At 62.1% G+C, this 19,495-nt stretch carries 22 protein-coding genes; 15 read left to right on the forward strand and 7 right to left on the reverse strand.

The annotated features are described in order from the left end of the window. Window positions 1–199 precede the first annotated feature (199 nt). Both ACLIJ1_RS14550 and ACLIJ1_RS14555 read left to right on the forward strand, forming a co-directional pair. On the forward strand, window positions 200–982 hold the full coding sequence (locus ACLIJ1_RS14550; RefSeq protein ID WP_411366405.1) for a Hachiman antiphage defense system protein HamA: 783 nt from the start codon (window positions 200–202) through the stop codon (window positions 980–982). After that, window positions 979–3,966, forward strand: a complete 2,988-nt coding sequence (locus ACLIJ1_RS14555; protein ID WP_411366251.1) for a DEAD/DEAH box helicase — start codon at window positions 979–981, stop codon at window positions 3,964–3,966. Before ACLIJ1_RS14550 ends, ACLIJ1_RS14555 begins: the two co-directional genes overlap by 4 nt. Window positions 3,967–4,189: 223 nt before the next feature. Here the strand turns inward: ACLIJ1_RS14555 and ACLIJ1_RS14560 are convergent, their stop codons facing one another. Next, window positions 4,190–5,566 (reverse strand): DUF2779 domain-containing protein, encoded by a 1,377-nt coding sequence (locus tag ACLIJ1_RS14560; protein ID WP_411366252.1) that lies wholly within the window; start codon window positions 5,564–5,566, stop codon window positions 4,190–4,192. A 249-nt stretch (window positions 5,567–5,815) separates the two neighbouring features. On the opposite strand from ACLIJ1_RS14560, the gene ACLIJ1_RS14565 reads away from it, so the two are divergent. From ACLIJ1_RS14565 to ACLIJ1_RS14625, 13 genes are all read left to right on the forward strand, one after another. Next, window positions 5,816–6,694 (forward strand): lysostaphin resistance A-like protein, encoded by an 879-nt coding sequence (locus ACLIJ1_RS14565; protein ID WP_411366253.1) that lies wholly within the window; start codon window positions 5,816–5,818, stop codon window positions 6,692–6,694. A gap of 53 nt (window positions 6,695–6,747) precedes the next feature. After that, complete coding sequence (locus ACLIJ1_RS14570; protein ID WP_411366254.1) at window positions 6,748–7,149, forward strand: hypothetical protein; 402 nt, start codon at window positions 6,748–6,750, stop codon at window positions 7,147–7,149. A 170-nt stretch (window positions 7,150–7,319) separates the two neighbouring features. Continuing rightward, complete coding sequence (locus ACLIJ1_RS14575) at window positions 7,320–7,964, forward strand: glutathione S-transferase family protein (protein ID WP_411366255.1); 645 nt, start codon at window positions 7,320–7,322, stop codon at window positions 7,962–7,964. A 34-nt stretch (window positions 7,965–7,998) separates the two neighbouring features. Then, window positions 7,999–8,433 (forward strand): hypothetical protein, encoded by a 435-nt coding sequence (locus ACLIJ1_RS14580; RefSeq protein WP_411366256.1) that lies wholly within the window; start codon window positions 7,999–8,001, stop codon window positions 8,431–8,433. A gap of 252 nt (window positions 8,434–8,685) precedes the next feature. Next, window positions 8,686–9,399 carry an autoinducer binding domain-containing protein gene (locus ACLIJ1_RS14585; RefSeq protein WP_411366257.1) on the forward strand — a complete coding sequence of 238 codons (714 nt, stop codon included), beginning with the start codon at window positions 8,686–8,688 and terminating at the stop codon, window positions 9,397–9,399. Window positions 9,400–9,490: 91 nt separating this feature from the next. After that, on the forward strand, window positions 9,491–9,898 hold the full coding sequence (locus ACLIJ1_RS14590; protein ID WP_411366258.1) for a DUF4902 domain-containing protein: 408 nt from the start codon (window positions 9,491–9,493) through the stop codon (window positions 9,896–9,898). Between the two features lie 101 nt (window positions 9,899–9,999). Further along, complete coding sequence (locus tag ACLIJ1_RS14595) at window positions 10,000–10,536, forward strand: acyl-homoserine-lactone synthase (protein WP_411366259.1); 537 nt, start codon at window positions 10,000–10,002, stop codon at window positions 10,534–10,536. 80 nt (window positions 10,537–10,616) lie between these two features. Further along, a complete protein-coding gene (locus ACLIJ1_RS14600; protein ID WP_411366260.1) occupies window positions 10,617–10,826 on the forward strand; it encodes a hypothetical protein in 210 nt (69 codons plus the stop codon). A gap of 67 nt (window positions 10,827–10,893) precedes the next feature. Beyond that, complete coding sequence (locus ACLIJ1_RS14605) at window positions 10,894–12,375, forward strand: radical SAM protein (RefSeq protein WP_411366261.1); 1,482 nt, start codon at window positions 10,894–10,896, stop codon at window positions 12,373–12,375. A 21-nt stretch (window positions 12,376–12,396) separates the two neighbouring features. Beyond that, complete coding sequence (locus ACLIJ1_RS14610) at window positions 12,397–13,143, forward strand: 2OG-Fe dioxygenase family protein (RefSeq protein ID WP_411366262.1); 747 nt, start codon at window positions 12,397–12,399, stop codon at window positions 13,141–13,143. Then, complete coding sequence (locus ACLIJ1_RS14615) at window positions 13,140–13,847, forward strand: AzlC family ABC transporter permease (protein ID WP_411366263.1); 708 nt, start codon at window positions 13,140–13,142, stop codon at window positions 13,845–13,847. The genes ACLIJ1_RS14610 and ACLIJ1_RS14615 overlap by 4 nt, the downstream gene beginning before the upstream one ends. Beyond that, the gene (locus ACLIJ1_RS14620; protein ID WP_411366264.1) at window positions 13,844–14,161 is read left to right on the forward strand and encodes a hypothetical protein; all 318 of its coding nucleotides are present in this window, start codon (window positions 13,844–13,846) and stop codon (window positions 14,159–14,161) included. Before ACLIJ1_RS14615 ends, ACLIJ1_RS14620 begins: the two co-directional genes overlap by 4 nt. 18 nt (window positions 14,162–14,179) lie before the next feature. After that, window positions 14,180–15,160 (forward strand): TauD/TfdA family dioxygenase, encoded by a 981-nt coding sequence (locus ACLIJ1_RS14625; protein ID WP_411366265.1) that lies wholly within the window; start codon window positions 14,180–14,182, stop codon window positions 15,158–15,160. A gap of 40 nt (window positions 15,161–15,200) precedes the next feature. Here ACLIJ1_RS14625 and modC read toward each other — a convergent pair whose 3' ends face one another. The 6 genes from modC to ACLIJ1_RS14655 are packed head-to-tail and all read right to left on the reverse strand — an operon-like array spanning window position 15,201 to window position 19,376. Beyond that, window positions 15,201–16,277, reverse strand: coding sequence for a molybdenum ABC transporter ATP-binding protein (gene modC, locus ACLIJ1_RS14630; RefSeq protein ID WP_411366266.1), 1,077 nt, complete (start codon window positions 16,275–16,277; stop codon window positions 15,201–15,203). After that, window positions 16,274–16,945 (reverse strand): molybdate ABC transporter permease subunit, encoded by a 672-nt coding sequence (gene modB / locus ACLIJ1_RS14635; protein WP_411366267.1) that lies wholly within the window; start codon window positions 16,943–16,945, stop codon window positions 16,274–16,276. The genes modC and modB overlap by 4 nt, the downstream gene beginning before the upstream one ends. A 7-nt stretch (window positions 16,946–16,952) precedes the next feature. Then, entirely contained in the window at window positions 16,953–17,711 is a 759-nt protein-coding gene (modA, locus tag ACLIJ1_RS14640; protein ID WP_411366268.1) for a molybdate ABC transporter substrate-binding protein, read from the reverse strand. A gap of 28 nt (window positions 17,712–17,739) precedes the next feature. Continuing rightward, window positions 17,740–18,126, reverse strand: coding sequence for a NifB/NifX family molybdenum-iron cluster-binding protein (locus ACLIJ1_RS14645; protein WP_411366269.1), 387 nt, complete (start codon window positions 18,124–18,126; stop codon window positions 17,740–17,742). 24 nt (window positions 18,127–18,150) lie between these two features. Beyond that, entirely contained in the window at window positions 18,151–18,987 is an 837-nt protein-coding gene (locus ACLIJ1_RS14650; protein ID WP_411366270.1) for a TOBE domain-containing protein, read from the reverse strand. Continuing rightward, complete coding sequence (locus ACLIJ1_RS14655; RefSeq protein ID WP_411366271.1) at window positions 18,984–19,376, reverse strand: hypothetical protein; 393 nt, start codon at window positions 19,374–19,376, stop codon at window positions 18,984–18,986. The genes ACLIJ1_RS14650 and ACLIJ1_RS14655 overlap by 4 nt, the downstream gene beginning before the upstream one ends. Window positions 19,377–19,495 lie beyond the last annotated feature (119 nt).

Below are 19,495 nucleotides of genomic sequence, written 5' to 3' on the forward strand. Positions count from 1 at the left end.
GGCGGTCGACTAGGACCGCCCATTGTCTAAATGATCCGCTCTACCACACGGGCTTTCGTCTTGCGAAGAACTGATTTGATGTCTGAAATTGTTAGCTGAATGGTTACACTTCCTACCGGTATCCGGAAGCAAATGGCGAGATAGACGCCACAGATAACGGTTCAGCAGAACAATTCAGGAGGCAGAGCGCGTGCAGGAAATGGAAATCGACACAGCAGTGGCCGTGCAGTGGTTCCCCAAAGAGCCCGACAAGCCGTATGCGCTCATCAGGGTTCCGCCCAACGTGTCGGCAGCATGGCCAGCCCAGTTGGCTACTGCCTTTCGAAGAGCATATATTTCCGACCAAAAGCTTGACGAGATGGCCGCATTTAGAAAGCGGCCTCGCAAGGAAGTCCTGGAAGCGCAACTACCAGACGCAGGCCCGGTGATGGCCGGTGACTTCGGAGAGATATTGGTGTACCTATATCAGGGTTCCAGCAAGACACCGGAGAACGTGAGCGGTCAAAAGAAGTGGAGGCTGAAGGAAACGAGAACTCACGCCGCACCCTACTCTGACGTTGTTCACTTTCACCTCCCTAATTGGCCAAATCCGTCAGCGGACGACCAACTCATGTGCTCCGAGGTTAAAGTTAAGGCGACCAACACTAATGCCGATCCAATCGCAGACGCGAGGCGAGACAGTAAAAAAGACTGGGTATCAAGGCTTGCGAAAACTCTCGTGTGGTTGCAGGAACGCGCTTTGACCAACGCCGAGATCGACATACAACAGGTGGAAAGGTTCTTGGACGCTACTGACCATCCGGCCTACGGAAAGAAGTTCCACGCCGTTGCTGTCGTGGACAGTCAGTATCTCGATGCAGAACTCGCCAAAATCATTCAGCCGCTCGACGCTGACTGCGAACTCGTAGTTATCGCTGTCTCTACGTTGCAAAAAACGTACTCGGCGGTGTACGAAGCATGCCTATCCACGGTTGAAGCATGAACGAGACTCTTTCTTCATGGGTAAGCGCGGCCGATGCTTCCATGCATCTCGCAGACATGCACGTAGCGCAAGGCGCGCTGGAAGTCTCCCACGTCAGCGCACGATTTGACGACTACTACATCTCATTGATAGCTGAGTTGTTTCGGAAGCTGAGAAACCTCGACGAACCCGGAGACTCATGGGCACTGCTGGCAAATGCATTGAGACAGGCAACTCGAATTGCTCGCCAAACTCCACGATGGGACGATGAATTCAATACAGATGAGGCGCTTGTTTTCTCTGCTGCGGCGTTCTACGCTGGAGGATTTCCAGCAGCGGCCTATCTTGTAGCTCGGGATATCAACGCATCGCGAATTGACGGCATCCTTCAAGCGAGTCTTGATCTCCTGCTTCGCCGACAGCCGCAGAGTGAGTTCGCAGACAAGCTATTCTCTGCAGTAGTCAATAATCAACTAGAAAGAATTCAAGCTGCCACGAGTGAGCTAGAAGTCAATCTGCAGAAAAGTATTGAGCGCGGGCCTTCTTCATTCGTGGCAGAAAGGCTGCTGCTGACTCTAACTCTCAGATTCTCGAAGTCTAATATCCGGGCAGTCCTAGGCAAACTGCCAGGCAATTGGAATCCTTTGATTGAGTCATTCGTAGGCCGTGACGAACCGACCTGGGAGTTCTTTCCTTCTCAGATTCAGGCAATCGAAATGGGTGTGCTTACCGATCCGAGGTCATTCTCACTGCAGATGCCGACAGGGTCAGGGAAGACAACCCTGTGTGAGACCATCCTCTACGCACATCTGAAAGCCAACCCCGCCGATGCAGCCCTGCTTCTTGTGCCCTTCAGATCGCTCGCATCTGAACTGAGGGCGTCAGTCGTTGCGAATCTCAATAGGATGGATATTGCAGCGCGATCGGCCTATGGAGGAAGCATCCCATCAGGAAACGAGGTGCACGCACTGGAAGCCGTCCGTGCCGTTGTGGGCACTCCTGAGTCAGTCTCAGGACTTCTAAGTGCAGACGCGACTTTCGCGAAGCGAATTTCACTCGTCATTTGCGACGAAGGGCATCTGCTCGACGGCGGGCAGCGGGGGATTGCTCTAGAGTTACTGCTGGCGCGGCTCCGCGCCCGTGTAGGGGGAGCACCGCGAATCATCTTCATCTCGGCGATCGTTCCGAACATCCAAGAGATCAACGCCTGGCTCGGAGGAACGGACGAGACGGTTGTTGTTAGCTCGTACCGCCCTTCGATCGCAGAGTTTTCGATGATGGTCTCCGAGGGGACGGGTGCAAACCAAGAGATTTCCCTCCGACTTCATCCCCACCTTGATGCGCCCGAAGCCTTCGACATTCGCAGATTCCTCGCAAAGGAAGATTTCCGCTACTTCAATGCGGAAACGGGAAGGTCCAGAACGTACGGCTTTAACTCGTACAAGACAAAGGCTATCGCTGCGGCGCGGAAGACGTTGCCCATGGGGCTCGTTGCGATCTTTGCAGCAAACAAGAAGGGCACCCAGGGTGTAATTGGCTTGGGTGAAGAACTACTCGCCCAACTTGAAGTACCTCTGAGCCTTCCGTCGCCTAGAGAATTCGTCGATCAAGATCGACTCGCCGGAGCCGTGGAGTACTTCAGCAAGGAATTTGGGGTCGCCTGGATAGGCACAAGGTGTCTCTCGGCCGGCGCGGCAATTCACCATGGTGACCTGCCCCAAGAATGTCGAGAGCTTGTTGAGCGTCTACTGCGAGCGTCTGCACTGCAATTGGTTGTATGTACTTCGACCTTGGCCGAGGGCGTGAACCTTCCGATTCGGACTCTTGTACTTTATTCGTTGCAGCGTCTCGAGGCGGGGGGAACCCGTACAAGCCTGCTCGCCCGCGACATCAAGAACCTGGTTGGACGTGCAGGCCGCGCCGGATCGACGACTAAAGGGCTCGTTGTCTGCGTTAACGACAGTCAATGGGCAGCGATTGAACCGGTCGCCGCCCAAGGGCAGATGGAACCAGTAACGGGCGCATTGCGGACCTTTCTTGAGGCACTCAGAGCCAGACTCTTCCTCGAGAACTTGCCCTTGACTCAGGGACTCTTGGAGGCGGCGGACGCTGACCGCGAGACACTTGCACTGGTGGACGGTGTCGATGCCGTACTGGTTGAGCTTGCCGCAGAAGAGCTAGGAGAGAAGTCACTAGTGGAAGTTGCTGCTGCGGTCGCAGAGGCTTCTTTTGCCGCGACGGGCGTCGACAGTGGGGCGAAACAACTGTTGAAAGATGTCTTCTCGCTTCGAGCAGTTCGGATAGAAGAATTGAAGGCTACGGGCCGACTTGAATGGATTCGAACCCGCGGTGCGAAGGCACGATTCATCTCTTCAGTTGAAGAGGGACTGCTTCCGCTTCGCGATGACTGGGCCACAGTCGGTGATGCCGAAGTCAGCCTACTGCTAGCCACGCTTCTCGATTGGGCTTGGACGCACTACGACGTGAGGGTATCGACTTGCGAAACATTCGGTCTAGAAATTGAGAACGAAGAGGCAGTTGCGACGGCTCGGGGACGGCTGACTCTTCTAGCTCGATTTTGGATAGCTGGAGCCGGATATCCGGAAATTGCCCTACTCTTGGATGAGGACGTCGATCTCATTCTGACCGCCGTTGCAAAAGCGTTAGGCTATTCGCTTGTCAGCGTGCTGGAACAAGGCATCGCGATACTTGATAACCTGGTTGAAGGCGGAGTTGCTCATTCCGTCGAGACGCTACTTGAGCGAGTCCGCTACGGTGTTCCAAATGAATCAGCGATTCTATTGATACAACGAGGCGTCCGAAACCGATCGGCGGCTATCGCGTTGAGTCAAGCGCCGGAAGTACTGGCAGCGGCCGCCGAGTTTCCTAGCCGTCCAGTTACCGCCGCTGCGCAAGTTCTCAGGGATAGGCCCGAGGAGTGGCGTCAAACCCTAGGGCAGGTCGTGTACGCGAACGCGATTGCAGACCTCCCCCTACCGCCCTAATCTCACGGTGCCAACACACCTACGTCGTTCATGGATGGTTTGACAGCACTGAACGTCGAGGGTCAGGTCTCGGTTGCACAACAGGCATGGCAATACCGCTGGTCGTATACCCGGTAGTGGACGCTGCAGTCACTGGAGCTGTCCCATCCGAGTGACTCAGATCAGCCTGAAGCCGAAATCGCTCCCGACATGCAACGCAACAACTTTCCCCAGCCCAGGCTCACTACCCCGCCTGGTCAAACAGCGCCAGCAATCTCCGCAGCACCACCGCCTCCCGCTGCCCATGCACCCGCAGCGCCTCCCGGCAAGCCTGCCTGACCGCAGCGCTCTGCCCCGGCCGGTGCATCAGCGCGAACACGCTCTGCGCCGAGCCTTCGTGCTCCGCATCCAGCGCCGGATCGAGCCTCAGCGCCAGATCAATGTCGGGTGCGACGGCCTGCGCAACGGCGCGGAAGGACCATGAGCCGCCCTTGACCGGGTCCTGTTGGTGGCTGCGCAGGACCTGGTACAGGTCGACGATGCGCGGCAGCAGCGCTTCCAGTGCGGGCGCCAGGTCCTCGAACCACTGCGCCAGTTCGCGGATGCGGTTGCGTTCGAAGCCGGCGTTGTAGGCCAGCACCGCGCCTTCATCGCCCAGCACCTGCAGCAGTGAGAGCGCGAACGCGCGGCGCGGGTCGCCGCCTTGCGCGTCGGCCAGGAACTGGTGGTCGTTCCAGCTGCCGTCCGCGTCCTGCACCGCGCAGCTCCACTGGAACGGCAGCGTCTGATACGGCCGGGTGCCGGACCAGACGGGCACGGCCATGTCGATGGTGTCGAAGCGCAGGCAGCGATGCGGGTGCGGCCAGGTCTGCGCCAGCGCCGCCACCGCAGGGTCCAGCCGCAGCGCCCCGGGCGGAATCGCGCGGCGGCTGCGGGGCGGTGGCGCGCAGGCCTTGCAGCTGGCGGCGAATTCGCAGCCGCTGCCCTGGTGGCAGTGCGGTCCGGGCGTGGCAGCCGGCTCGGGGCCGTGCTCGCAGTCGCGCATGTCGTGCAGCCACTGCGCGACCGGTCGCGAACCGAGCACCGGGCGCAGGTCGACCTCGCGGAACAGACCGGCATAGCAGCCGTGGCCGGGGTAGACGAAGTCGGTGTCGACCAGCAGCAGGCCGGCGCCCTGCACCGCGAAGCCACAGCGCGCGGCGACGTGGGTCCAGAGGGCGACGGTGTCGACGTCGGCTTCGTCGCCCACGGTCGCGTGGCGCACCTTGAACAGGCGCAGCCCGTGTTCGCCGGCGGTCAGCACGTCGATGCGCACCTGGGCGCGGTCTTCGCTGGTCAGGCAGGCGCCGAGGATGGCCCAGCCCTCGGGCATCGCGGCGTCGCTGTCCAGGCAGTCCAGCGTGTGGCGCATCGCCTGCAGCCACTGCGACGGCGTCTGCGGCGCGGCCACGGTGTCGGCGTGCGGGAACGAGGCGCGCAGCGCCACGTCCGCCTCCGGGGCGGGCTCGGGCGCGGACGAAGGCTCGCCCCGCCGCAGGCGGTGGCGCGCGAGCCAGAAACGGCGTTCGCAACTGCGCCAGCGGCGCAGGTCGTCGGAGTGGAACAGCGGGGCAGGCACCATGGACGCAACCAGACAAAGCCGACACAGGGCCGGGAGGAAACCGGCACAAAGACCACAAGCGACAGCGCGCCGCCGGGGTCTTCACCGGGGACTGGCTGTTGCACAGCAAACTGCGTGCAAGCCCGCGGGTCGCACTAAACTGTTCGGGCAAAAGGGAGGGGTCGGCGCTGTCGGTGTTCGCGACAGCGTGCCCCGGTTTCATCGACAGCCCACGGGGCCCATGCCCCATGACCAATGGAGATTGCACCGATGACGACACTGACCAACGCCCAGCCCGGCCTCGTTCGCCGCATCCTTGGTTCGCCGCCCGCGCGCATCCTGATCCTCGGATTCGTCCTGCTGCTGATGATGGGGCTGAACGAAGATGTGATGAAGAGCTTCGCCGCATTGCCGTTCAAAGCGGTCCAGCACATCCTCGCGCTGTGCATCGCCGGCATCGCGGTGTACCTCGGTTTTGCCCACTTCGTCGAGCGGCGTGAAGCGACCGAACTGAGCACGTCGGGCATGGGTCGCGAACTGGGCATCGGCCTGCTCGTCGGCGCCGGCCTTTACACCGTCTGCGAACTGGTGCTGATGGCCCTGGGCATCTACCGCATCAATGGCCTGAACGCGCTGACCTACATGATCCCGGCGATCGCCATGGCGCTGAGTTCGAGCGTCTTCGAGGAACTGCTGTTCCGCGGCGTCCTGTTCCGCGCGGTCGAGACCTGGTTCGGCAGCTGGGTGGCCATGGTCGTCTCCGCGCTGGTGTTCGGTCTGAGCCATCTGATGAATCCGGAGGCCACGCTGGAGGGCGCGCTGTTCATCGCCGTCGAGGCCGGCATCCTGCTGGCGGCGACCGTCATGCTGACGCGCCGCCTGTGGCTGGGCATCGGCTTTCACATGGCGTGGAACTACACGCAGTCGGCGATCTTCTCGGGCATCGTCTCCGGCAACGAGCCCCAGCAGGGCCTGATCCGGTCCACCGTGAAAGGCCCCGACTGGCTGACCGGCGGCAATTTCGGCGTCGAGTCGTCGGTGCTCGCGCTGACCGTCTGCACGGCGACCGGCATCGTGATGCTGGTCATGGCGGTCAAACGCGGAAACATCGTGCCGCCGATCTGGAAACGCACGGCTGCGGAGCGTTGAGCCGGTTGAATGCCGAAGCGCACCCGTATCGCCACCACACCGGACCTCGACGCATGGCAGACGTCATAGGCGCCGTCATCGCCACAACAATCACCCTGCTGCTGGCGAACCTGCAGTCGATGGTGGAGGTTCCAGCACTGGCCCAGGTCGCTGCGGTGGTTCTGGTGGTTGTGGTGAACCTGATTGTTTGGCGCAAGAACCCTCCGCCTCCGATGTCGGTGGCATCTGCACTGATGCAGTTCGCGGTCGGTGCAATCATCGTCGCCGTGATAGGACTGATTGACATCCTGATAGGTAAAGCCAACGGAGCCCCAACCCTAGAGGACGCCGTCTTTGCAAGCGGTCCCTTTGGCGGCGTGGTCGACCTTTTCCTGCTGTTGCTGCTCCTCCTCGTCGGAATTCCAAGTCTTGCGCGAGCTGTATACCTCGGGCGCGCTGCTCAACGCCCCCATTGAGCTGGGCCAGCTACGGTCTCACACAGGCTAAGCGAGTTGCCGCCCGACTTGGGGTCAGCCGGCTTGGAAGAAATCGGACAAAGCCAACACAATCAAGACTGCTGGCGAAGAGAAAGGGAACAAACGCCACTCGCCAAATACATGGCGCGGGACTTGCACGCCCCGCGCACATGTCCCTCCAGTTCCACATGACGCCCGGCTCGTGCACGACGGGCATCCACATCCTGCTTGAAGAGCTGGAGCTGCCGTTCCAGGTGAGCATCGTCAACCTGCCGGCCGGCGACCACCGCCAGCCGGCCTACCTGGCAATCAACCCCAAGGGCACGATCCCGACCCTGGTCCTCGACCACGTGGCCTCGCTCACCAGCTTTTCCTCGATCGCGTACTGGCTGGCCCGGCGTTACCCGCGCAAGCGACTGCTGAGCGACGACCCGTTTCTCGCGGCGCGGGCGATCGAGCTGATGGACTACGTGGTCGGCACGGTGCACGGCCAGGGCTTCACGCGCATCTTCACGACCGACAAATACCTGCCGGAGGGCCTGGATGCCACCGAGACCCAACGCTGGACCGAAGCCATCCAGGCGCAGGGCCGGCGCATCGTGCAGGAGGCGTTCGACGTGATCGAGGCCGGCCTGCCGGAGACCGGTTACGCCACAGGCGCGGACTTCGGCATTGCCGACGCTGCCCTGTTCTACGTGCTCTTCTGGGCCACCAAGACGCAGATCCCCCTGCCGCCGCGCTGCCTCGCGCTGTACGAGCGCATCCGCGCGCGCCCGGTGGTGCAGCAGGTGCTGCGCGAAGAAGGCTACCGCTGAATCAACGACGACCACCCTACCCCGACGGACACCCATGACCACGAACGACCTGCTGGCCCGCAACCGCGTGATCCTCTGCCACTTCGACAGCTACAGCCACGCCCTGCTGTTCCCGCGCTGGGAACACAGCATGCTCTGGCCGGCCGCCCTGCCCGAAGGCGCAGAGGCGATGCCGGCGCCCGTTGAGCCATTGACCGGTTATGAGGTCGATGCTGCAAAACAGGCGCTGGTCGCCGCCACCGGCCTGAACCCAGAAGAGCTGGCGGTCACCGAGGACTTCGAGGCCTGGTTCCTGTCGCCCGACGGTCCGGTGCGCGTGCACCTGCTGCACTTCACCACGCCCGACGCGCCCAAACCCGCGATCGAGGCACTCGGCGGCAAGTTCATGGCCATGAGCCAGCTGCGCGGCAGCAACATGACCGAGCTGCTGTTGCTGCGGCAGGCCTTTGGACTTTTCGGGCACGGTTGACCGGTTGGCGCCTGCCCCGGTAGCACCGTTTTCGGCGGCCAAGCGATTTTGGCGAGAATGGCGTGGGAATTCTGGGAGCACTGGAGAGGCTCCACCGGGATGACCAAAGCGCCCACGATCAAAAAAGCTTGCAGGAGAGGAAAAAGCGATGCACACCATGCCTGTGCCCGATCAACAACGACCGCATGGCGGCCCCCGCCAGTCCGAGGCACTGCCAGCGTTGTTTGCGCCGCAGCCACAAAGGGCTGTTTCATGACTGGGTGGCAGGAGGACTTGCTGCACGCCACCGATGCCCCGGTTTGTGAACACCAGATATTTGCCAAGGTGCTGAAGGCAGCGATTGCCCTGGGATTCGAGCACTGCGCGTATGGCCTACGACTACCCGTCCCGCTGTCGAGCCCCCGGATATTGATCCTCAACAACTACCCGGAATCCTGGCAGCAGCGCTACGCCGATGCGCAATACATCAAGGTAGACCCGACGGTGCAGCACGGAAGGCAGTCCCAGAAACCACTGATTTGGACTGAGGAGGTTTTTTCCGGTGTGCGGCATCTGTGGGAGGACGCCAATGCACACGGTTTGTGTGTCGGGTGGGCCCAGTCCAGTCTTGATGCTGTCGGAGTTGGCGGAATGCTCTCGCTTTCGCGCGGCAGCGAACCGCTCGGCGTCAAAGAGCTGGAGGCTCAGGAACTCAAAATGCGATGGCTGGTGAATATTGCTCACATCTCGCTCTCGCGCGTTTTCGGTCAAAAACAAATGACACCCAGGCACGGCAAGCTCACCGAACGCGAAGCCGAAATGCTGAAATGGACCGCCGACGGAAAATCCGCCCAAGATATCGCCGACATACTCAGAATCTCCAAGAACACAGTCGACTTTCATATCAAGAATGCAATTGTGAAGCTGGATTCCGCCAACAAAACCGCTGCCGTGGTCCGCGCAGCGATGCTAGGACTGCTGAACTGAGCAGATGCCACAACAGTGAAATGCAGCGGGGATTGAAGTAGCATCCAAGGCCATTTCAAGTCGAAGTGGAGTTTCTGACTCCCAATCTCAGATGCAAGTTTCCACCGATGGACTGATTCGACTCACCCTGGACGAACTGATGTCTTTGCCGATCCGCCACCTGTTTTCCGGTGTAGACGGAGACCCATCGCTTGGGCCCTCATCATGTGGACGGCCTACCACCATCAGCGGATTCACCGAATGGGCATCACACACCCAGCCGCTGGTCACCCTGGGATGGGACTGGTGCCTGTCGCCAACATCCGGCAGCATTCTCTGGTCCAGACTGGGCGAGCCCCGAACCAACGTCTTGCTGACCCACGAAGACGGTGCCGAAAAGTCATGGGCTCAAAGCCTGGAAGAGCTGGGAACCGTGGTGGACGCACTTCCATGGTCTGACGAGGTACCGAAACTGCTCGGCACGTCCCCGGACGCAGGGACACCCTACCAACTTTGGTAGGTTACAGGCGCGTGGGGAATCCATCTAATACCCGCTGAACCGCAGAGGGGGGACAGATGAGATTTCTCACAGGCACACCATCGACGCTGAAGTCCGCGCTCATGGCCGATCTGGGCCGCTATCGCCACAAGGTCTTTGTTGAGAAACTGGGCTGGCAATTGCAATGTGAACACGGCCTGGAATACGACCAGTTCGATCGCGACGACACGATTTATGTGCTAGCCAAAAACGACGATGACCAGATCATCGGCACCGCACGGCTATTGCCCACCTCAAAGCCATACCTGCTCGGCGAGGTATTTCCTCAACTGCTGAATGGGCAGCTTCCGCCTTGTTCCAGCGACATCTGGGAACTGTCCAGATTCGCAGCGGTGGACTTTGATTCAAGCTCAACCTCCGCATTAAGGCAGTTTTCCTCGGAAGCCGCCATCAGCCTCCTGCGGCAAAGCATGGAAACTGCGATGCGTGTTGGCGCGCGCCGCGTTATTACGGTTTCTCCATTGGGAATTGAACGCCTGCTTCGGCGAGCCGGCTTTGAAGCAGCGCGCGCGGGTGCCCCAATGAAGGTGGATGGCATGAGCATTTTTGCCAACTGGATCAATCCATCGAAAAACGCCTGGCGCTCTGCAGAGCACTGAGCAACATATTGCACCAGCTCCGGTGCAATTCACCGGGTCAATTCAGACCCAAATCCAACTTGAAACTTAAGGGAATCAACATGACCAAGAACTCCATGAATGTCTCCGTGTTCGGCGGCACCGTCGGCGGCACTGTGGGCGGTACCGTCGGTGGCACCGTTGGCGGGACTGTCGGCGGCACGGTGGGCGGCACCGTTGGAGGAACCGTCGGCGGCACGGTGGGCGGCACCGTCGGCGGCACGTCCATCGGAGGTCACCGCAGTCTGCTCAAGACTCGTCTGACGAAGTAAGCCCGGGTGCACGGCGCGCAAGCCATTGGGCCGTGCACTTTTCTCGACTTCGAAAGGACGTCCCTGCATGTCAGACACCAAATTTGTGATGTCGGTAGATGCTGTCAAACGCCTGATGGGCGAGCGCACCGCGGTGTATCACCGGCAGCGCGGCGGGCTTTGCCTGCTGGATGACAGATCCAACCAGCTCTTTGACACCTTCCAGCATCCACGGGCGGTCCCGCTCTCCTGGATGGACGAAGACCCACCGGACCGCGACGCCGAGCTTTTTCAGCAGTTGCTGGCCCGCGGACTTCTTCGAAACACCAAGGACAGCAGCAGCCTGCCGGCGACGCCGGTGCCCAAGGTCAATGTCATTCAGCTGATTCTTGCGAATGCCTGCAACTTTGGCTGTACCTATTGCTTCGAGGGCATTCAGGGCAAAGAGCTGTCCGTTGAACAGGAGGTCGCCAAGATCGATCTCAGCCGCCTGCGGTCCCGGGAAGAGATCAAGGTCGATCTCAACGACTCGATGTATGCGTCCCGCGAACGCCTGCAGCACCAGTACGACCCGAAGAACCGGCACATGAAGCCCGAGGATGCCGTCCGGTATGTGAAGGAAGCTCTCGCCGTCTCGATCACCTCGGGCGCCACCGGTGCAATGGTCCAGTTCTTCGGGGGTGAGCCGTTTCTGAACTGGAAAGCCATTGATGCCGTGCTCGAAGAGTTCGGGCGCGGCGAAAAGCACGGTATCCGCATTGACTACTCGACCGTCACGAACGGATCTCTTCTGACAGAGGAGATTGCGGCCAAGCTGGCCAAATACGAGGTCGGTGTCTGTGTCAGCTTTGACTCGCCCACCAGCCCCAGTCGCCCATTGAAAAACGGCGACGACAGCACACCGGTCGTGATGCAAGGCCTTCGATTGCTGCAAAAGCACCGCAACCGGGTCGCGATCAACGCCGCGTTGACTTCCGCCACCTGGGATGAGTTCAACAATTCCATCGTCGATCTGGCGGTAGAAGTTGACGCCGGGGAGATTGGAGTGGTGGTCGACTTCGACCCTTCCTTCTATGCCCGCTTCGGGGCCACAAACATTGTGGAGAAGCTCTGGGGAGTTGTGGAGTACGGCCGTCAGCGCGGTGTCGTTCTGACGGGCTACTGGCACCAGATCTTCCAGGTGCTCCTCGGCCACGACGCGGTCGCCGAACGAGGTTTCAAGAACTGTTCGGCCAAGGGCGCCCAGTTCAGCATCGAACCAAATGGCTCTGTGTTCTCCTGCAAGGCAGGGTCCACGCTTCTGGGGTCGATCGAGCAAGGCAGCGACCTCCTCAACCAGACCGCCTACCAGGCACACCACGCGCTGCGCAATGACAACCCCGCATTCTGCAAGGGCTGCGAGATTGAAGGTTTCTGTGCCGGCCTGTGCCTCGGTCCGCTGGAGAAGAAGTTTGCATCGATCGATGCCATCGAACCTTCCGCCTGCGATTTCTATCGGGGAATCACCCTCAAACACATACAGGCACTTCGGCCCTACGAGGTCGCCACGTTTGACCTGCAACCCGCTTGAGCACCATCCATGGAGTCCAACATGACCAACTCTGCAATGTCCCCGAGCGAAGGCGCTGCCCATTTCAGCGCGCACGGCTACGCCGTGATCCGCACTCCTGCGCTGGATGCAGCGACGCTGGACAGTTTCAACCGCATGCCCAGAGACGGCCACAGCGTGAAGCGATTGCGCGAGATACGTCTCTCGCAGTACTTTGGCTATCGGGAGGAGGGGCAATGGATCTTTGCGCTCCTGCCACGTCGAAAGTACATCCAGTCGGCCGCCTACATCCGCCTGGCCGAAGCCGGCGGGGTGCTTCGTCATCGGGAACAGCTCGAGTGTGATCCGAGTCCCTTGATTGCATCGGTCCTGGACGCCCTTGCAGTTTCTGCCGAAAGTCAGTACCAGATCAACGTGAACCAGATCCGCGTCATTGCCAACAAGGTCTTCAAGGGTGTCACAGTCCCCGAAGGCCCGCATCGGGATGGCCACGAATTCAGCGTGATCGCCATCGCGGACCGGCACAACGTCCGCGGCGGCGAAACACAGGTGATCGAGCCGTCTACCGGCCAGGTCATCTTCCGGCAGAAGCTCGAACCGAACCAGGCGATCCTCATCGACGACGAGAGATACATCCACTACGCCACCAACATCGAACCGGAACAGGGAGACGTGGGGCATCGGGATATTTGGGTCATCGAGATCAACCGATGGGACCAGAGGGCATACGGACCGGCCCATGAACGGCAAGCGAGCGAAGCGCGCCTGCAGGAAGAAGTCGCTGCATGAACGATCTGGAGCAATCACCAAACCAGATTCCGAGAAGCGGGTTTCTCCACGCAGCTCCCACTGCGCTGGCGATATTTCCCATCGGAGTTCTGTTTGGCTTGCTCGCATCCAGGGCTCAGTGGAGTGTGGGTGAAGTCTTTCTGCTCAGCGTGCTCGGCTTTTCGGGAAGCGGGCAATTCGCCCTGCTGCCTCTGGCCGAACAGGGCGTTGGCTTCTTCACCATGTGGGTGGTGGCGGCTTCGATCAACAGCCGCTACATCCCCATGGCGTTCATCGCTTCGCCGCGCCTTCCTGCAAAGACTCCCGGGCGGATATTCCTGGCACATCTTCTGGGAGACGAGGCCTACGCCCTTGAGCAGGAAAACGATCTCGTGCGCCGCATGGCCGCCATCCGGATCACGATCTTTGGCGCATGGGTGCTGTCCAATGTGCTCGGCGTCCTCATCGCGGGATCGATTCCCGAGGGTACCCTTTCGGCAAACCTGCAACTGGGCTTCCCGGCGAGCCTGGTTCTGATGATCCTGTCCTTCGAACAGCTCAAGACCCGTGTGCCACGGATCGATGCAACGGTCGCCAGGAAGACCTTTGAAATCGTCCTGTGCATTGCGGTCGCCCTGCTGTTCTTCCACTGGCTTGGCAAGGTCTGGTTTTGGCTTCCCAGCCTCGCCTTCAGCTGCTGGCGACTGTGGAAGGCTGGCGCATGAACGGCTCTCCCCAAGGCTGGGTCATCCTCGCCCTTCTGCTGACGAGCCTGCTGGTTCGTGTCGTCCCTGCCTTTGTGAAGCTGCGCCTCTCGGCGCGGGCGAGGACGTTGCTGGAGCGGGTTCTGCCGATGGCGGTCTTCCTGAACTTCGCTGTCTACATCGCCGTCGTCGAGCTTCGACAAGCCCCCTGGCCAGCGGCGTCCGCCTTCGCACTCTGTGCCCTTTTGACGTTCATGACCCGAGCCGGTCTGATTGTCAACACATTGGCTGGAACCGCGCTCTGGTTCGCGGTGCCTGGCTTTTTCCCAGGCTGAACTTCCCAACGCAACGACATGAACAACCACACCATTGAAGCCCCGCGCGTCGCGGGGACCAGCACCAACGCTTTCGTCGTCACGCTGACCGACGCAGAAAAGCACCAACTGCGCGGCGCGCTAGAGGTGCTCCTGGCGTCTGGCTTTGACCGGAAATCCATCGGCTATGTGGATGCCGTGCACCGGTCTGCCATCCCGATCAAGGCTCTCTCGGAACGGATCTTCTATTCGGCCAGTCCGTACGCAGTGATCCGCAATCTTCCGGTCGAGACTCTGGCCACCGACTGGAAAGTGGGTCCGGCGCCGCTAACCTCCGCCGTGCTGGTGGGTCTCACCCGCGCGCTTGGTTTGCATCACTTCGGATACCCAGAGGAAAAAAAGGGCGCGATATTGCAAGATGTTCATCCCATTGCAGGTTGGGAAAACACGCTCTCGAATGCGGGCCGCGTCCACTTCAACCTGCACGTCGAGAGCCCGTTTCTTCCTCGCGCAGCACGCCCCGAAGCCGCCGCCCTGATGGCCATCAACAATGACGCAAGAACAGCCACCCGCGTGGCTGTGGTGGCAGACATCAATGCGCGTCTCCCACAGAAGACCCTGGAAGTACTTCGCCAACCCCTGTTTAGCTATGGTCAAGACGACTCGTTCGAGATCAACGGCTATGCGCTCGAAACACCACGGTCACCATTCCTCAAGACGATTGACGGATACGAAGAATCTCGGTGTGCGATTTTTACGAACACCCACACTCCGGAAGCCGGGAAAGCACTCACCGAATGGCTCAGCGCCGCGGAGGCAGAGGCGGTTGACGTTGTTCTGGAGCCAGGAGACATGCTTGTGTTCAACAACTATCGGTGCATTCACGGCCGCGGCGCGGTTGAGGGAAAGCGCTGGCTTCAGCGCGTGTACGGATCACGGGACGTCCACCTGGCAGACCACCGCGACCTTGTGAGCGTGTGGCGTGCCGTGGGTGAGATCGGCATCGACCACAGCTTCTGATTCATCGATTCGCCGTGGCCTGGGGTACAACCGCTCTGCCCTACCCGATCAAAGCGACGGCCTTGATCTGCGCCCACACAGCCTGACCCGGCCGCAAGTTCAGCGCCGCCGCTGATCGACGTGTCAGTCGCGACAGCAGTGACGACGAACCGCTGCCCACTTTCAGGCGGCACAGCGCCAGCGCCGGATGGCTCTCGTCGGCGATCTGGTCGACCACCACCGGAAGGCTGTTGAGCAGGCTGGTATCCGCTGAGGGTGACAGGGCCAGGCTAACGTCGCGCGCCAGGATGCGGATGCGCACGGTGGTGCCCTGCGCCTGCCCGCCGTCGCGCACCCAGAGGCACCCGCCCGGGAAGGCCACCCGCGACAGATGCCACTGCAGGTCGCGCTCCACCACAACACCCTCCAGCACCACGCCCGCGTCCTCGCCCAGGCGGATCGGCAGGTCCACGCGCGCGAGCACCTCGGCCAGCGGGCCTGCGGCCACGACGCGCCCCGCCTCCATCGCCACGATGTGGTCGGCCAGCCGGGCCACTTCGTCGGGCGCGTGGCTCACGTAGACCACCGGGATGTCCAGCTCGCGCGTCAGCCGCTCCAGGTAGGGCATGAACTCGTTCTTGCGCGCCAGGTCCAGCGCGGCCAGCGGCTCGTCCATCAGCAGCAGGCGCGGGCTGGTCAGCAGCGCGCGGGCGATGGCGATGCGCTGGCGCTCGCCGCCCGAGAGCGCGGCGGTGCGACGCTCCAGCAGATGGCCGATGCCCAGCAGTTCGATGGCGCGATCCCAGTCGACCTGTTGCGCGGTGCCCGCGGTGCGCCCGCGGCCATATTGCAGGTTGGCGCGCACGCTCAGGTGCGCGAACAGCTGCGGCTCCTGGAACACGTAGCCCAGCGGCCGGCGGTGCGTGGGCAAGGTGTTCGCGCCGTCCTGCCAGACCTCACCGTTGACCACGCAGCGCCCTTGCCGCGCGGCGTTCAGCCCGGCGATGCAGCGCAGCAGCGTGGACTTGCCGCAACCCGAAGGGCCGAACAACGCGGTCACGCCGCGGCCGGGCAGTTGCAGGTCGACGTCGAGCGTGAAGCCGGAAAAGTCCTGCCGGAAGCGGAGGTCGAGGCTCATGGCGAACGGTTCCAGCCCCGGCTGTTGAGCAGCAACAGCACGGCGAACGAGAACACCAGCATGCCGCCGGCCAGCCAGTGCGCGTTGGCGTACTCCATCGCCTCCACGTGGTTGTAGATCGCCATCGACAGCACCTGCGTCTTGCCCGGGATGTTGCCGCCGATCATGAGCACCACGCCAAACTCGCCCACGGTGTGCGCAAAGCCGAGTACGGCCGCGGTGACGAAGCCCGGCCGCGCCAGCGGCAACGCGACGGTGAAGAAGGCGTCCCACGGCGACGCGCGCAAGGTCGCCGCCGCCTCCAGCGGCGCACGACCGATGGCGGCAAAGGCCTGCTGCAGCGGCTGCACCACGAAGGGCGTCGAGTACAGGCACGAGGCCATCACCAGCCCGGCAAAGGTGAAGGGCAACAGACCCAGACCTAGCGCCTGCGTGAGCCGACCGACCGCGCCGTTGGGCCCCATCAGCACCAGCAGGTAGAAGCCCAGCACCGCTGGCGGCAAGACCAGCGGCAGCGTGACCACCGCGCCCACCAGCCCCTTGAAGCGCGAAGGCGTGCGCGCCAGCCACCACGCGACGGGTGTGCCCAGCAGGAGCAGCAACACGGTCGTGAACGCAGCCAGCTTGACGGTGAGCCAGACGGCGGCAAGGTCGGCAGGGCTGGGCATGGAGACCTCACTTCGCTGGTGCGTAGCCGTAGGCCTTGATCACCGCCTGCGCCTTCGCACCCTGCAGGTACTTCAGCAGCGCAACCGGGCCGGCCTTGTCCTTGCCCGGCGTCAGCAGCACCACGTCCTGGCGGATAGTGGTGTAGAGATCGGCCGGCACGATCCAGGCCGAGCCCTCGACCTTGCCGTCCTTGAGCACCTGCGACAGCGCCACGAAACCCAGCTGCGCGTTGCCGCTGGCCACAAACTGGTAGACCTGCGCAATCGTTTCGCCGGTCACGACCTTGGGCGTGAGCGCGTCGTACACACCCAGCTTCTTCATCACCTCGACCCCGGCAGCACCGTAGGGCGCGAGCTTGGGGTCGGCAATAGCGATGCGTTCGAAAGCGCCGCCCTTGAGCACGGCGCCCTTGTCGTCCACCACGCCCGGCTTGGCCGACCACAGCACCAGCTTGCCGATGGCGTAGCTGAACGGACTGCCACTCACGCCAGCGCCCTCCTTCACCAGTTTGGCGGGCGTCTCGTCGTCGGCCGCGAGCAGGACTTCAAACGGCGCACCGTTCCTGATCTGCGCATAGAACTTGCCGGTCGATCCGAACGAAGCGATCACCTTGTGCCCGGTCTCCTTCTCGAATTCGGCCGCGATCTTGTTGAAGGGCGCGGTGAAGTTGGCGGCGACCGCCACCGGGATCTCGTCGGCGCGCGCGGCCGTGGCCACCAGCATCAGGCCAGCGAGCAGCGAAGCAACAAAGGTCTTGGGAATCATGGCAACACTCCTGGGAATAAAGGAAGACTCAATGGCGGGAAAACAGGTCGCGCACCTTGCACAGCGCGGTGGTGACGTCGAAGCGGGTGTCGGGCAGCGCCTCGCCGGCCAGCACCTTCTGCAGCGCGGCGCGCGGGTCGGTCTCGCCGGTCAGCAGCACCTGCGCACCCCATCCCGCCATGTGGCGCAGGAAGCCGTCGCCCGCGCTGCCGGCGATCAGGACCTGCACCCCGTGCAGTGGGTGCGGGCCGTCGTCCTTGAAGTGGTGCGGCAGCTGCTCTTTCGTCAGCGCGATGCGCTGGGGCTCGGGCAGCGGCGCGTTGGGCCGGCAATCGAACAGCAGCCACTCGCGGGCCTGTCCGGCGTGGCCGCTGACCTGGCTCCAGTCCTTGTGGGTGGCGATGGCGACTTTCATGGATGACTTTCAATGGAAGGGACGTCAGTCGGTCGAGACGAGGAACACGCTGGAGGCCTTGAAGATCGCGGTCGCGGGCTGTCCGACCACGAGGCCCAGTCGTTCCACGCTCTGATCGGTGACGACGGCGGTCAGCACGTGGTGGCCGCCCGGCAGGTCCAGCGTCACCTCGGTGTTGACTGGTCCGTGATGGATGGTCTGCACCACGCCGCGGAACTGGTTGCGGGCAGAGACCCGCGTGCCTTCTTCGCCCACCATCAGCACGATGGACGAGGCCTTGACGAAGGCCATCACCTCCCGACCCTCGGCCAGACCCAAGTTCTGCACCGACTCGTTGGTGACGATGGCGGTGAGCTCCAGCGACAGGCCCAGGCGCAGCGTGACTTCGCTCTCCACCGGGCCGGAACGGATCGCACCGATCGGACCGCCGAACTGGTTGCGGGCACTGGTTTTCATGGAGAGCTTCCTCAGGACCTGCCGGAACTCGGCGACATCGGGGGCACCGGCCTGCGTGAGCCGGCTGCTCAGGCGCGCGAGCGCGGCCTGCGATTCCTGCTCCAGCGCGCGGTAGAAGGCGATCAGGCGGCGGCCAAAGTCGGTCAGCTCGGTGCCGCCGCCGTTGCGGCCACCGGTGACACGCAGCACCAGTGGCTCGGGCGCGACGTTGTTCATGTCGTCAACCGCGTCCCACGCCGCCTTGTAGGCCATGGGCACGGCCTTGGCGGCCTGCAGGATGGAGCCGTGCTGGTCGATCGCTTCGAGCAGGCGGATGCGCTTGTCGCCCAGGAAGCTGCCCATGGCGGTGTCGATCAGCAGCTTGCCCATCAGGGGCAGGTTCGCAGAGGGATTCGCCGTCTTCATCGCGGCATGCCTGTGCACAGCGAGAGCCGGGGCACCGGCGCCGCGTATTCGACATCGCCGATCACCTGGTGGCTGGTCAGCCAGCGGTGGTCGGGCAGGCGCCAGGCGGTCACGGTCTCTACATGGACCGGGGCTACGTAGAAGGTCTCGTCGTCGTCCGAACGCAGCGCGGTCTGCACGTGGCGGAAGACACAGAAACAGGCCTGCCCATTGGCGTCGAGCCCGAGGCTGCGGTCGGCCACGATCTCGCCGTCGCGCTGGATCGAAAAGCTCACCGGCGGCACCACCAGGCCGACCAGGTCGGACGGCAGTTCTTCCATCCATGCCACCGGCGCCTTGCGCCGCTCGGGGCAGGCGTTGACTAGCAGGCTGTACAACGGTTGAAACATGACACCCTCCTGAAGACAACGGGACAGGCTTTGTATCGATCCCCACACAACGATCCGTCCCTGTCGCAGCGTTGTGTGCTTCGCGACACAACGAGCGCTTTCAGACGGTTTCGGGGAGT

Source organism: Hydrogenophaga sp. RWCD_12 (assembly GCF_046604225.1).
GTDB lineage: Bacteria > Pseudomonadota > Gammaproteobacteria > Burkholderiales > Burkholderiaceae_C > Hydrogenophaga.